Genomic DNA, 13,962 nt, shown 5'->3' with positions numbered 1-13,962 from the left:
TTCCGGTAAATACATAATGCAACCTATTTAGGTAGCACAAAACTACAACAAAAAAGTGGAATATCCAAATGTTTATGCCACTTTTTTGCTAAAACTACCTAAATTTTTGCGGAGTTAGGGTTTAATGAAATAAAGTCAATGATAACAGAAATAGCTATAAATAAGAAGAATGAAATCATTCTTTATCAACCAGATAGCTCGGTTCAACTGGAAGTGCGTATGGAAGATGAAACGGTATGGCTTAATCGTAATCAACTTGCATTACTTTTCGACCGCGATGTAAAAACAATAGGCAAACACATAAACAATGCTTTGAAAGAAGAATTGGCTGAATTTCCAACTGTCGCAAATTTTGCGACAGTTCAGATAGAAGGGAATAGAGAGGTTTTGCGAAACATTGAATACTACAATCTTGATATGATTTTGTCGGTTGGTTACAGAGTAAAGTCCAATCGCGGTATTCAGTTTCGTGCATGGGCAAATCGTATTTTGAAAGAATATATTCTAAAAGGATATGCTCTTAATCAGCGGTTTGAGCATATTGACAATAAATTGTTATGGAAATATCAGCAGCAGAATTATTGAAAAATATTTGATAAATCAAAGTTCAGACGCTGTCTTGAAAGTCAATAATCATTCTACAAAGGCAACGGATTTCGTCTGTTCCCAATCCAATATTTAAAAAATGGGTCATCGAACTTGAACGCGTTGTCTTTAATCAAGTAACCATTGGCTATCAAGCGTTTTATTCCACTATAAATGGTACTTGTGGGCAATTGTAACCTGTCGAAATTTTCGTTGACAGCCAATGCAATCAGCACTTTTTTGTCAGTTTTGCTAATGGTGTTCCAAAGTCGCTCATAGTCGGTGTCGTGTACATTCAGAATATTGATAATCACTTTATTAAATAGTTCACTTTCGTACTCGTTCTTTTCAAGAAAAGCCCAGCAATAATAGGCAAGTTGCTGTGTGTAATATGGATGGCAATCGGTAAATTGCAGTATTTCGGACGATAAGGATTCGCTTTGAGAAGTAACAGTCGCCAGTCGTTTTGTCAGATATTCGTGAAAATCATTGTACGGAATTTTTTGAAGTTGCATAAGGTAGCCAAAATGATAAAACGGCGATTTTTTTGTTTCAAAAATGGCTTTCATCATTGACTCTAAACTGCCCAAAAATACGTAATTCACATTTTTATGATGCTGAATAACAGAGCGTAACTGCTTTGGTAGATTTTTATTCAGCGAAACAATTTCTTGAAATTCGTCCAAAACCACAATCGGGCGTTTGCCTTTCTCGCCTGTTTTTTCAATCAGATTAAAGACGTCCTCAAGTGTTGTAAAACTTTCTTTTACAGATGGATGAAACGAAATTTCGAGGTTGTTAGTTAAGGGATTAAGTTCTATGGTTGGCACAATGCGGAAAGCGGCGATGAGTCGCTTCACTTTTTCCAAGGTATTGATGTTAAGCGCTCGTTTCAGCAACTGCGCCGCAAAGTCGGTAATACCGGTAACCAGTTGCAAATCGAGCGAAATCACAGGGCGTTCCATCTCGGCGGTAACTTTTTCAATCAAACTCGTTTTGCCAAAACGGCGAGGGCTAATCAGTATCAGATGGTTGCTGCTGTTCAGCGCCTGCCGGACTTCCTGTTGCTCATTTATTCTGTCGGTAAAATGTTTATTATCAACGATAGATCCAAATTTAAAGGGATTTTCCATCACGTTCCTATTCTAAGATTTACGCAACAAAGTTACAAAAAAAAAAATCATTACGAAAAACTTCGTTACGAAATTTTTCGTAATGAGAAAATGGCGATTCATTTTTTGATAGAATAAATATCAAAAAAGGAGGATTTCCATTACGTTTCCATAATAAACATTTTTGTAACCAAAATGCAGGTACAGTGTAATACTGTTGCAGTATTTTTGCATCGTCAATAATTTCAAAGTAGTAATTTTAAAAAATGATGTATGAAAAAATGTATTGCAACGCTATTTTGCTGCCTGTCGGTAATGACAACAGCTTTTGCACAACTCGAAGAGCCGGAACTGACGCCGGTGGAAAAACTGGAACAAAAGACCCAAACACTCGAAGATGCCGTTAAGAAACTCCAAAAATTCAAGGTATCGGGCTATGTTCAAGCACAGTATCTGTGGGGAGAACAGGATGCCTCGTTGAAATCGGGCACAGCCAACGAAAATCCGGAGGAATCGTTTAACCGGTTCGGCGTTCGTCGCGGACGCATCAAGTTTGTGTATGAAGAAGGCCTTGTTTCTGCAACCTTTCAACCCGATTTTACCGAAAAAGGGATTGCGTTCAAAGATGTTTTCCTGGCCGTAAAAGACCCTTGGTTGGGCACAAGCGTGCTGAAAGCTGGTATTTTCGACCGTCCGTTTGGCGACGAAATCAGCTTTTCGTCTTCCCGGCGCGAATCGCCCGAACGTTCGACCATCTTCCAAACGCTGTTTCCCGAAGAGCGGGACTTGGGCGCTTCTCTTACCTTGCAGGCCGACAAAACTTCGCCCTGGAATATCCTCAAACTCGAAGCCGGACTGTTTGCCGGTAACGGTATCAAGCAGGAAACCGACAGTCGCCTGGACTTTATCGGGCACCTGTCTGCTGCTAAAATTGTTGGTAGCGATTTGAAAATCGGTGGCGGTGTGTCGTACTATAATGGCGGCCTCTTTCAGGGAACGGACAAGGTTTATTCGATTGACGGCAAGGAGTTTGTGCTGAACGACGATGCCGCTAACAAAGGCAGATTTGCCAAACGGGAATACATGGGCTTGGATGCGCAGTTGAGCTTTGCCGGCGCTTTTGGTATGACACAATTGCGAGGAGAATACCTCTTTGGTGAGCAACCTGCCGCGAAAGGCAACAGCAAAAGCCCTAACGCCTCCGCTTTGCCGGCTATTGATACCTATAACCGCAGTTTTTCCGGTGGCTACGTTGTTTTTGTGCAAGATATTGCACAACTACCTTTTTCTGCCGTACTGAAATACGACTGGTATGACCCAAACACGAAACTTTCGGGCGATGAGGCTAAAACTGAAGGCGACATTGCCGTCAATACCTTTGGCCTCGGGCTTTTATGGAGAGCAAGCGCCAACGTGAAATTGACGGCTTTCTACGAGCTGAACAAAAACGAAACAAGCCAGGCGATTGATAAATACAAGAACGACCGCAAAGACAATGTGCTCACCTTGCGCCTGCAATATAAATTCTAACGGAAAATTGTAACAGAAATGTAGCAGGATTGTGCCTGCTATGTATCATTATAAGCCCAATTTTGTAGTGTAAAAACAGAACAAATAATCAATTTAAAATAAATGGAAATGAAACAGTTAATTTTAACAAGCATCCTATTGTTGAGTATATCATTCGGCATACAGGCTCAAAAAATCAAAGGTTCGGACACCATGTTGCCTTTGTCGCAAAAAGAAGCCGAAAGTTTTATGAAAAAGAATCCTTCGCAAACGCTTACTGTAACCGGCGGCGGAAGTGGCGTAGGCATCTCGGCCTTGCTTGAGGGCACTACCGACATTGCCCAATCTTCGCGAAAAATAAAATTTGACGAAAAGCAGAAGATGCAAGAAGGCGGAAAAACAGTGAAAGAGGTAATTGCCTCCTACGATGCCTTGGCCATTGTGGTGAACCCCGGCAACAAGGTAAGTAACCTCACCCGCGAACAATTGGAGGGTATTTTCACCGGAAAAATAAAGAACTGGAAAGAGTTGGGTGGAGCCGATTTGAAAATCATCCCCTATTCGCGCGAAACCTCATCGGGTACCTACGAGTTTTTTAAGGAGAGCGTACTCAAAAACAAGAACTACCTGAACGGCATCATGAGCTTACCTGCTACGGGCGCTATTATTCAGTCGGTTAGTCAGACGAATGGAGCTATTGGTTATGTGGGACTGGCGTATCTGAACAAGGCGGTGAAAGCCATTCATGTTTCCTACGACCAGGGAAAAACCTTTGTAGAGCCGTCGATAGCCAATGCCAAAAACAAAACCTACCCGATTGTCCGCCCATTGTTTTACTACTATGAGCTGAAATCGGAAAAGAAAGTGAAACCCTTTATCGACTATGTATTATCGGACGAAGGACAAAAAATCAATACAGAAGTTGGCTTTATTACCATAAGATGAGAAAATTAAGACGAATCGCAGAACGCGTTGTGGAGGTGATGCTTACCCTGAGTGGAGGCATCACCACCCTTGCTATTTTACTGATTATCATTTTTCTATTCAAAGAAGGATTGGGTTTATTCAACAATCCGGCAGTAGAGAAAGGCTATGCGCTTTGCGTTCATCCAACAAACACCGTAGAGAAACTTAACCCGCAGCAAATCAAACGCATCTTCGATTCCGAAATAACAAATTGGAAAGAGGTCGGCGGTCGGGACGAGGAAATCATGATTTTCCGCTTCGAGGAAATCTTCAATAGCTATTCCGATGAGGAATTGGGTGAAGATTATGCTTTGCTTCCGCAAAAATTAGGCGAGGTCATTAACGAAAATCCCACTATAATAGCGTTTCTTCCCGAAAAATACCTGCCCAAAGAAAATTCTCCATTCTCAACTCTCCATTCTCCATTAATAAAGGTCTTGCTTTCGGAAACGATTCAGGTCGCCGATTTTTTCGGTGGACAAGAGTGGCAACCCACCGCCACGCCTGCTCCTCAATACGGGGCGCTTCCCTTGGTTTTGGGAACGTTGTGGGTCAGCCTTTTTGCCATATTGATAGCTTTACCCCTGGGATTAGGGGTAGCTGTTTACCTTTCGGAGTTGGCAGACGAGCATACACGCAAAATACTGAAACCCACCATTGAACTACTGGCAGGTATTCCATCGGTGGTATATGGCTTTTTCGGATTGGTGGTGCTGGTTCCATTTATTCAAAAAACGCTTCAGCTGCCTGTTGGCGAAACGGCTTTCGCGGGCAGTGTAATATTGGCCATCATGGCGTTGCCAACCATTATTACCGTAGCCGAAGATGCCATGCGCAATACGCCGCGAACCATGCGGGAAGCAAGCCTGGCTTTGGGCGCCACGCCCTGGCAAACCATTTACAGGGTTGTACTCCCCTGCTCTTCTTCGGGCATTGTAGCTGCTGTGGTGCTGGGCATTGGCCGGGCTATCGGCGAAACGATGGCGGTGCTCATGGTTACGGGCAATGCAGCTGTTATGCCTCACACTCTCTTCGAGTCGGTACGGACTATTCCGGCGACTATTGCGGCAGAACTGGGCGAAACGCCTTCGGGAGGGACACATTATCAGGCATTATTTCTGTTGGGCATTATCCTTTTCGCCATGACTATGATAATCAGCCTGTCAGCAGAATTTATTTCAAAACGGCAACAAGGGAAAGGAATGTAATTATGAACAAAAGAACATCACAAAAAATAGCCTTCATCACCTTTCGGGCGCTGGGATTATTGGTAGTAGCCATTCTCCTGGGAATATTGGGATTCATTATTTACAACGGCATCGGCGTTATCAGTTGGGAATTTCTGACCACTGCTCCTACCGAGGGGATGACCTCCGGCGGCATCTTTCCGGCTATTGTCGGTACGCTTTGTCTGGTTATCGGCAGCATGGCGCTTGCATTCCCGTTTGGGGTGATGTCGGCGATTTACATGAACGAATATGCGGGCAATGGCTGGATAGTGAAATTCATCCGTGTGATGACCAACAACTTGGGGGGCATTCCGTCTATTGTGTTCGGGTTGTTCGGCATGGCGTTATTTGTCAATACCTTGGGCTTTGGCGATTCTATTCTCGCCGGCTCGTTAACCTTGGGCCTGCTCATCTTGCCCCTGATTATCCGCACGACCGAAGAAGCCCTCAAAGCCGTTCCCGATTCCTATCGCACAGGCAGCTTGGCGCTGGGAGCAAGCAAATTACAAACCATCTGGCGGGTGGTGCTGCCAATGGCATACCCCAATATCATCACCGGACTGATACTTTCTATCGGCAGGGTTTCGGGCGAAACAGCCCCCATTCTGTTTACCGTTGCCGCCTATTTTTTACCCAAACTACCCACCGGCATTTTCGACCAGGTGATGGCGCTTCCCTACCATTTGTACGTTATTGTAACAAGCGGAACCGACATCGAATCCTCGCGTCCAATCGCATACGGAACGGCTTTGGCGCTGGTTGCCATAGTGCTTGTGCTGAATATTTTAGCATCATTATTACGCAAGAAGTTTACGAGGAAAGTAGCTTGATACAGAAACATTGTTTTTCGGGATTTATGGCATTAACCATTTTCTATAAATCTACTTATGACACAGCCTCCTGACGGATATGCTAAATATGCCTGGGCAAATGCATGAAAAATTTTACGGCTTATGCCTTTCGGTAAAGTTGCTGATATGAGCAGGAGATTCCTCCCTTTGGTCGGAATGACTGTCTCCTTTTTGGAGAGATGAGATGAGGAAGCGGCGGCAAAGCCGCCGCTTCCTCATCTCTTAAACCGCCAATAGGTGAGTCATTCCGACCAAAGGGAGGAATCTCATCCGTAATAGTAGTACTAAAAATTTTCAAGGTTTGTCCTGTAAATATGCCTTTGCCTTGAGAGGTATATAGAATTTCTTCCTATTCTACACAATAAATATGCGCCTTCGACCGTTTTCTACCAGTTATATAAAACAGCTGAAAATTAGCAAAAATAATCAATACAACCGGAATATTTTCCGCTAAGCTTCGCCATTTTAACACATTTAACGCAAAAAAGATAAATATAGAGCGAACAAACACCGTATTCTGTTTGTTTTATTTCTATCAGGAAAATTAGAAAGTTATATATCAGATAAATCTATCTGTACGATTTTAATAAATGTTATGTTTAGTAGTAAGATTAAAAAATATTTAATGAACCCTTGCTTGGGGTTATTCCCTTTTGCACTATACCTCCTGTTGTGCACCTCGACAACTATACAAATTTCGTTAATATATTCACTGCTATTTGCTGCTGTTGCCGAAATAATCGTAAAGCTATTCCTCAAGACATCAACAACCAGCATTATGTTTATTGTCTCTTTCATTGCGCTCACATTATCGCTCATTGTGTGGATGTTGTCGAATGAGTGGTTTCTTTCTGATAACATATACATGATTGTACCCGAAATATTTGCTGTTTGCATACTGATGATAATAAAGATATACAAGCCGCATATCAGGCATTACATGTACAAGAATAGTACCGGCGGAAAAATCTTTTTCAACGATTTTCTCGAACTGGCCACCTTTACACAATACTTCTTTACGTTGCACATATTCGTCGCCTCGGTTTATGAATTTCTGAACGACAGGCTGCTTCCCCAATCGGATGATGTTTACATTTTTATTGGGGTTCCTGTAACAGGGATAGTGGCTATTATGCTGTACGAACATATAAAAATTAAGGCCATTGCCACCAAACTCAAGAAGGAAGACTGGATACCAATTGTAAATGAGCGGGGGGAAGTTACCGGAAAAATTGCCAAATCGGTAACTGTTCAGATGAAAAACAAATTTCTTCATCCAATTGTCAGGGTAGCGCTTGTTTGCAATGGCAAAATATATTTGCAAGACAGGGAAGCAAACGATATACTCGACCCGGGTGCGCTTGACCATCCCTTTGAAAAGTATATGCTGTTTAAGCACGAAATTAATCTGGCCGTAAAAAACAGCATCGTCCGCTCTTTGGGCAAGGAATTACCATTCAGGTTCTTGTTGAAATATACGTTTGAGAATGAGAACACTAAACGCTTGATATTTTTATTCGCTTCAATTATCGAAGACGAAAGTGAAATAGAAAAGCTGGATTCGTTGCATGGCCGGTTATGGACGACAAAACAAATAGAAAACGACTTGGGAGACGATTCAAAATTCGCCGAATGTTTTCAACTGGAATATGAGTACCTGAAAAATACGGTTTTAGCCGCCAGCGCGATTAGAAAAGAAGCCGTTTCGACTCAACCTGTTTCCATTCCTTCGGCATGTTTAAGCCCCGTTTGATAAGTTGGTTGGAACTAGTTCAAGGTTCAAAGTTCAAAGTTTCGAGTTATAGGGTCGTGGCGTGCCACGACCATTGGCAAAAAAAAGTCCGAAAGACTTTTTTCATGCGTTTGCCACCTGCAATTTTGTAAATTTATTTGGCTATTTTCCAAACATTTCTTACCTTTGCGGCATAGGTTAACAATTAGTAATATGACAGTTTATCCTGAAAATATACCCGCTGTTATGCACTCTTATAATGCTCTGATTCAGAGTGTTATAATCCTTGCGGGGGGGGGTAAACGCCTATATTTCAATGAGTTAGAGGGTGGTAAAACTTATATGCACAAGCCGTGCCGGATTCGTTCCGGCACGGCTTTCGTGTTGTTATACGCCGAAGAAACACAAAAACTCAATGTTTAAATTTCTTGTTTCATAGCGATAAAATTAAACGAACATTTTATTTCATCTTCCTGTAAAATTTGACGAATAAATTTTAAACAGTTTCTAAATTTAAACAATGTAAACATGAATTGGATGAACAAAAAATCAACAACACGGCTACAGAGCGGTTATAACCCGTACAAATTGTCGTACAGATGCGCAAATTGCGGGGCGGTTACTGTCTTCGCCTTTCTTTTCTTTCTCTTTCTGCCTGCAACGGCGCACGCGCAAGGCGGTCTTGGCCCTAACGACAACTTCGCCATCAGCAACAGCCCGACTATATACGCAACGCTGGAAGAAGCAGTTGAAAACCTGGAAGACACCGGCGGCACAATAACGATGCTGCAGGACGTAAACCTACTAGGGCAAAGCGCTTCCCTACTCTATAGTAAAACCTATACGATAGATTTCGGCGGTAAGACCCTCGACAATGGCGAAATTACAATATACGCCGGAAAGGTTACGTTTAAAAACGGCGCCACCACTGGTGTCAACATTAACGTGTATTTCAGCGAGCTAATCGTCGAAAGCGGCTCCTACACCGGCCAAGACAACGCAATAACGTCTTCGAGCGGCGGCAAGGTAACGATTATCGTCGGCGCCTTCTCCTGCACCAATGATGTATCCGGCGACGGCTGTCTGGTTACAGACAGCGACGGGGAAATCGTTATGGCGGACGGCTCGACGGCAAATCCTGCGAATTGGGCAACAGTGAAAGCAACGACGGTAACGGTAACCCGGACAAGCACCGGTATAGGCAACATTGCCGGCGCCAAAGCCATCGTTTCCGAAAGCTATTACGACCTGACCGGAAAACCGGCTTCGGCAACGGCAAAAGGCTTTGTCATCAGGCGCACGGTTTATGATGACGGCAGCGTTATAAACAGCAAGGCGCTGGTTAAGTAGCAAGTAGCTAAACAATTATAAGGCAAGCCGCCGCATGGTGTAGAAACTGTGCGGCGGCTTTTAAAATATTTCCAAAATCCCATCATTGAGCCTCGTTTGGTCTCCCAAAAGTCAAAGCCCTTGCAAGTTGTTTACTTACAAGGGCTTTAGATACATAAGTTGTGGTCCCACTTGGGCTTGAACCAAGGACCCCCTGATTATGAGTCAGATGCTCTGACCAACTGAGCTATAGGACCTAATTTGAGAGTCAATCTCAAAACCGGATGCAATATTACTGCTTTTTATTCAATTACACAAGTCCGAAAAAGAAAATATTACTATTTATTGGCATGGAGCTGCTATTTCCTGAATCGGGCATAAACACTCAAAGGCAGGCATTTTCCCGATTTTTCGGGGATTAGCAGTTCGCCATATTCGGGATTTTTTACTTCGGGGAAGTAATTTTTTAGCAGGTTTTCGGCTATGATGGACGAAAATCCCATCGAATAGAGGTTGATTATCAGAAAACTGTCTTTGTTGTGCAGTAAATCGCGACAGAGGCGCATCAGATCGGCAATGTTTTCTTCCAGTATCCATCTTTCGCCACCGGGGCCGCGCCCGTAAGCCGGAGGATCGAGGATTATGCCGTTGTATTTTTTCTGGCGTTTTACTTCGCGGCGGCAGAATTTTAATGCGTCTTCTACAATCCAGCGGATATTATCCAGGCCCGATGCTTCCATGTTTTCCCTCGACCAGGTAATCACTTGCCGGACAGAATCGACGTGGGTAACGTCTGCTCCGGCGCTCTTGGCTGCCAACGAAGCGCCTCCCGTATAGGCAAACAGGTTCAGGACCTTTGGCTCATCAACGGTGTTGAACGATTTTATGGTGTCGTATATATAGTTCCAGTTTTCCGATTGTTCGGGGAAAAGGCCAACATGCTTGAAAGCCGTGAGCCCAAGTCGGAACTTGAGTTTCATCTCTTTGTAGCGGTAGTTGATGAACCACTGGTCGGGCATTTTCTCTTTTTGTGTCCAATTACCCCGTTCACTTTCATCCTGAGCCGATTTGCCTTTTTCCCGTTTAAAAGCGGCATCTGCCAGCTTCGTCCATTCGCTATCGGGTTTTGTCTTTTCCCAAACAGCCTGAGGTTCGGGGCGGCATACAATGTATTTTCCAAACCGTTCGAGTTTTTCGAAATCTCCCGAGTCAATTAATTCATAATCTTCCCAATTTTGGGGTTCAAGCAATTGCATTTCAAAACAAGTTTAAAAATATTTTCGTAAAGATACGATTTTGTTTGATTTGATTTCCCTGTTATATAAATAACCGCTATATTTGTCACTATTACAGATAGGGAAATTGAAAAATATTTAATTGCAACAAAAAATAAACAACAAATGAAACAGATCACTTTTCTCAGCCTGATAGCAGGCATTATTTTCGCAACAGCAAGTTGTGATTCGAAAAAGAACGCCGGCGAAGCTTCCGGCCAGGATTCAACAAGAACGGTATCTGCCGGTAAATACTGTAACGAAATCAACGGATTTTGCATTAGCTATCCGAGCGAATCGCTCTTCCCCGATGAAGTATTGGATAACGGAAACGGACAAGTATTCAAATCGGAAAACGGAATGGCCGACTTGCGCGTATATCTGGATACACGTGTTACTCCGGTTGAAGGTGAAGCGCTCAATTTGCAGCCGCTATTTGACGAAGATACAGCCTACAAAAGCGGTTACGAAATATCGTATAAAACGTTCGGAACCACCAACTACACCCTCGCCGGAATAAGATCAGGACAAATTATTTTCTACCAAAAGACTATCATCTCCAACGGGAAAGTGGTTACCGCCGTGCTGAGATACAGCGCAGACGAAAAACCAACTTACGATGCAATGATAGAACCAATATTCAAGTCATTCAAATAAACCTGAGATAATAAACAGAAAAGCTGCCCCAAATAATTTCGGGCAGCTTTTTTGGTTTATTCGGCTCACGGCTCACCAGCAAAACCCTGTGTTTAACCCTCGAAATCTAGTCCGTAGGGCTTACATATCAATAGAAAACAGTTTAATCCTCCACAATATTGTCCGTAGGACATTCATCGTTTCCGTGTATCCCCTACGGGGAAAATGGCGAATTGGAATGCTATTTTCCTATTGATATGGATGTCCTGCGGACAATTGTCGTAAAAATAACTGTCGCCACCTGCGTGGCTTGGCAGGGAAAATTGACCGTCAATCCCTAAGTCATGTTTCCCTTGTTCCGTTAGGAACATAATGTTGGTAGAAAAGCTATTCCCCGCCGTAGTAGCGTGCCGTTAGGCACGCCATGTTGCATCTCGTACCTACGGCACGAAAATTTAGTGTAAAATAAATGGGGTAATGAGGTCGGGTTATTTATTATAACATACTGATGCTGAGGTTGTTTTGTGTCTATAATTAGGTGAAAATGAGGTTTTATTGTCCATTTTACCCGTAGGGGCGTATGGCATACGCTCGCTGCCGCGAATGGGCATTTAGCGCCGTCCTCTGCGAGACTAAAACACAGAACCAACCTACTCCGTCATCCGTTTAATGATATTATAAGCGTTCAGTATTCCAAGCTCTCCGGCTTTCCGCAGGTCGGACAGGCCTTTGTCTTTTTCGCCCAGTTGCAGGCGGTCCAGGCCTCTGTTGAAATAGACATCGGGGAAGTTGGGTTCTCTTCTTATTACTTCGTTATAGTCGAGTACTGCGGCGCGGAAGTCTCTTTGCATGGAGCGTATCTCGGCCCGGTTGTAGTAGGCATATACAAAGTCGGGATTCAACTCCAGCGCTTTGTTGTAGTTATTGACAATCAGTTCGTATTCGTACAATTTCTTATCGGGATTCAGTTTGGAAGATAAGGCCGTGGAGGGTTGCGCCGGGTTGCCGCCATTTTTTTGTTTATCCAGTTTCAGTACCGGATTTATGGTTTCGTATTCGGGCATGTACTCTTTCATTTCCAGTTGTTTGGTATATACAATCGCCAGATTGAAATACGCTAAAATAAACCGGGGGTCAATTCTAATGGCCTCATTCAGGTCTTCGATGGCATTGCTGAAGTTCTGAACCAGCATATAATCGAGCGCCCTGCCAAAATGGAAATCCGCATTATCGGGATGCTCATCTATCAGTTTAGAAAATTCGTTGATTGATGCAAAATGAACCTCTATTTGCTCTTCGGTCAACGGTATTTCGCTGTTTGTCAGAACCAGCTTCCGGCTCAGGATGTTCTTCCTGTTCATATTTTCGAGGGCGGGACTAAAATGGACAAAGCCTTTTATATTGTCGGGTTTCTCGTAGTAAGAAACAACAAACTTAGGCTCCAGTTCCACCTTCACCTGACGGTCTTGTATTCGTCCCCTCGCCTCGCTTTTATACTTATTCTTCTGTTGTTCGTCGGTATCGGCAACCACCAGTAAATTAAACTTCTCGATGGCCTTATCCGATTTTTCCCTTGTCTTGACGTCCTCATCCTTATCGGCGTCCTCCTTGCTGTTGGGTTTAGCATCCCCTTTCAGGGTTTGCTTTTTTATTTTGTTCTCCTCGTTCAGTGCATATAAATAATCCCGTTCAGCGCCCTTCAAATCGTTCTGGCGGCGTTTCATCTCCGACCTCATATAAAATCCCTGATAAAAATCGGGGTATTCGGCCAGTACAATGTTCAGGTCTGACAAGGCGCCCTTGTGGTCGGCAATATTTTGTTTCAGCAAGGCGCGGTTAAGGTAGGCAATGTAGTTGTCGGGTTCGTGCTGAATGACCAAATCAAAGTCTTCTATGGCGCGGTTATCGTCTCCCACCTGCGACCTCAACAGGGCCCGGTTGAAGCGTGCAATAATATTGTTGGGCTCTTTGTCTATCACATTGTCATAGTCCTCCATTGCGCCCCTGAAATCTTTTTTGGCATACTTAATCAATCCGCGGTTTATGTAATTGCCCACGGGAACCGGATCGAGCCGGATGGCCTCGTTCAAATCGGCCAGCGCTTCGGCGTATTTCTTTTGTCCATAATACAGCAGCCCGCGCATCGAATAAGACGGATAGAAATATTTATTGGTTTCTATGGCCCTGTTGTAGTCCTCTAGGGCTTTAATTGTGTCTCCTTTTTCGGCAAACATGGATGCCCGCACCAAAATTCCTTCGGTATAATTGGGGTATGCCCGCACGAGTTCGTTCAGTTCTTTTTCGGCCAGCTCATATTCTTTTTTGTGGATGTTGGCCACACCGGTATTGATGAGGGCAAATTTATTATCGGGCGAGTATTCCAGGGCTTTTTGGTAGTCCTGGATGGCGCCGTCATAATCTTCCAGATTCAGGCGCGCGTCTCCGCGTAATTGATAGGCGTTCGTAAAAAACGGATTACGGTCGAGCGATAGCGTACAGTCTTCTTCCGCTCCTTTTATGTCTTCGAGATAAAACTTGGCAATTGCCCTGTAAAAGTAAGGTTCGGACAAGTAGGGCTTCGCCTTGATTACTTGGTTGAAGTATTGTATCGACAGAACGTAATCTTCATAATACAAGGCATTTCGCCCAATAATCATCACCCTGTCGGTATTGATCTGGCTAAACAAAGAGAGACTGATAACCAGCAAAATATATAGCGAGAATAACTGTTTCTTCATC

The 13,962-nt window shown here is 43.6% G+C and carries 13 protein-coding genes and 1 tRNA gene; 9 read left to right on the top strand and 5 right to left on the bottom strand.

Annotation, left to right across the window (positions count from 1 at the left end; all coding sequences use genetic code 11):
- The first annotated feature begins 138 nt into the window (after positions 1-138).
- Complete coding sequence (locus ACYPWY_RS11370; protein WP_459685646.1) at positions 139-585, top strand: virulence RhuM family protein; 447 nt, start codon at positions 139-141, stop codon at positions 583-585.
- 53 nt (positions 586-638) lie between these two features.
- Here ACYPWY_RS11370 and ACYPWY_RS11365 read toward each other — a convergent pair whose 3' ends face one another.
- Entirely contained in the window at positions 639-1,718 is a 1,080-nt protein-coding gene (locus tag ACYPWY_RS11365) for an AAA family ATPase (RefSeq protein ID WP_459685645.1), read from the bottom strand.
- A gap of 252 nt (positions 1,719-1,970) precedes the next feature.
- Between ACYPWY_RS11365 and ACYPWY_RS11360 the strand changes: the two genes are divergently transcribed.
- From ACYPWY_RS11360 to pstA, 4 genes are all read left to right on the top strand, one after another.
- Positions 1,971-3,227, top strand: coding sequence for a hypothetical protein (locus ACYPWY_RS11360; protein WP_459685644.1), 1,257 nt, complete (start codon positions 1,971-1,973; stop codon positions 3,225-3,227).
- 108 nt (positions 3,228-3,335) lie between these two features.
- Positions 3,336-4,151: a PstS family phosphate ABC transporter substrate-binding protein gene (locus ACYPWY_RS11355; RefSeq protein WP_459685643.1), complete on the top strand. Its 816-nt coding sequence runs from the start codon at positions 3,336-3,338 to the stop codon at positions 4,149-4,151.
- Positions 4,148-5,380, top strand: coding sequence for a phosphate ABC transporter permease subunit PstC (gene pstC, locus ACYPWY_RS11350; RefSeq protein WP_459685642.1), 1,233 nt, complete (start codon positions 4,148-4,150; stop codon positions 5,378-5,380). The genes ACYPWY_RS11355 and pstC overlap by 4 nt, the downstream gene beginning before the upstream one ends.
- A gap of 2 nt (positions 5,381-5,382) precedes the next feature.
- Positions 5,383-6,231, top strand: a complete 849-nt coding sequence (pstA, locus tag ACYPWY_RS11345) for a phosphate ABC transporter permease PstA (RefSeq protein WP_459685641.1) — start codon at positions 5,383-5,385, stop codon at positions 6,229-6,231.
- Positions 6,232-6,345: 114 nt separating this feature from the next.
- Here pstA and ACYPWY_RS11340 read toward each other — a convergent pair whose 3' ends face one another.
- Entirely contained in the window at positions 6,346-6,471 is a 126-nt protein-coding gene (locus ACYPWY_RS11340; protein ID WP_459685640.1) for a hypothetical protein, read from the bottom strand.
- A 559-nt stretch (positions 6,472-7,030) separates the two neighbouring features.
- Here ACYPWY_RS11340 and ACYPWY_RS11335 point away from each other — a divergent pair.
- Together ACYPWY_RS11335 and ACYPWY_RS11330 are read left to right on the top strand one after the other, a co-directional pair.
- A complete protein-coding gene (locus ACYPWY_RS11335) occupies positions 7,031-8,005 on the top strand; it encodes an NUDIX hydrolase (RefSeq protein ID WP_459685639.1) in 975 nt (324 codons plus the stop codon).
- A gap of 507 nt (positions 8,006-8,512) precedes the next feature.
- A complete protein-coding gene (locus tag ACYPWY_RS11330; RefSeq protein ID WP_459685638.1) occupies positions 8,513-9,334 on the top strand; it encodes a hypothetical protein in 822 nt (273 codons plus the stop codon).
- A 162-nt stretch (positions 9,335-9,496) separates the two neighbouring features.
- Here ACYPWY_RS11330 and ACYPWY_RS11325 read toward each other — a convergent pair.
- Positions 9,497-9,570: transfer RNA gene (locus ACYPWY_RS11325), tRNA-Ile, on the bottom strand.
- A 102-nt stretch (positions 9,571-9,672) separates the two neighbouring features.
- Positions 9,673-10,569 carry a class I SAM-dependent methyltransferase gene (locus ACYPWY_RS11320; RefSeq protein ID WP_459685637.1) on the bottom strand — a complete coding sequence of 299 codons (897 nt, stop codon included), beginning with the start codon at positions 10,567-10,569 and terminating at the stop codon, positions 9,673-9,675.
- A 144-nt stretch (positions 10,570-10,713) separates the two neighbouring features.
- On the opposite strand from ACYPWY_RS11320, the gene ACYPWY_RS11315 reads away from it, so the two are divergent.
- Both ACYPWY_RS11315 and ACYPWY_RS11310 read left to right on the top strand, forming a co-directional pair.
- Complete coding sequence (locus ACYPWY_RS11315) at positions 10,714-11,244, top strand: hypothetical protein (RefSeq protein ID WP_459685636.1); 531 nt, start codon at positions 10,714-10,716, stop codon at positions 11,242-11,244.
- Between the two features lie 158 nt (positions 11,245-11,402).
- Positions 11,403-11,564 carry a hypothetical protein gene (locus tag ACYPWY_RS11310; protein ID WP_459685635.1) on the top strand — a complete coding sequence of 54 codons (162 nt, stop codon included), beginning with the start codon at positions 11,403-11,405 and terminating at the stop codon, positions 11,562-11,564.
- Between the two features lie 309 nt (positions 11,565-11,873).
- Here ACYPWY_RS11310 and ACYPWY_RS11305 read toward each other — a convergent pair whose 3' ends face one another.
- Positions 11,874-13,961 carry a tetratricopeptide repeat protein gene (locus ACYPWY_RS11305; protein WP_459685648.1) on the bottom strand — a complete coding sequence of 696 codons (2,088 nt, stop codon included), beginning with the start codon at positions 13,959-13,961 and terminating at the stop codon, positions 11,874-11,876.
- Between the last annotated feature and the right edge of the window lies 1 nt (position 13,962).

The organism is Viscerimonas tarda (genome assembly GCF_054601255.1).
Note: the sequence above shows the minus strand (reverse complement) of the source record. Positions and strands in the feature narration are given on the sequence as shown.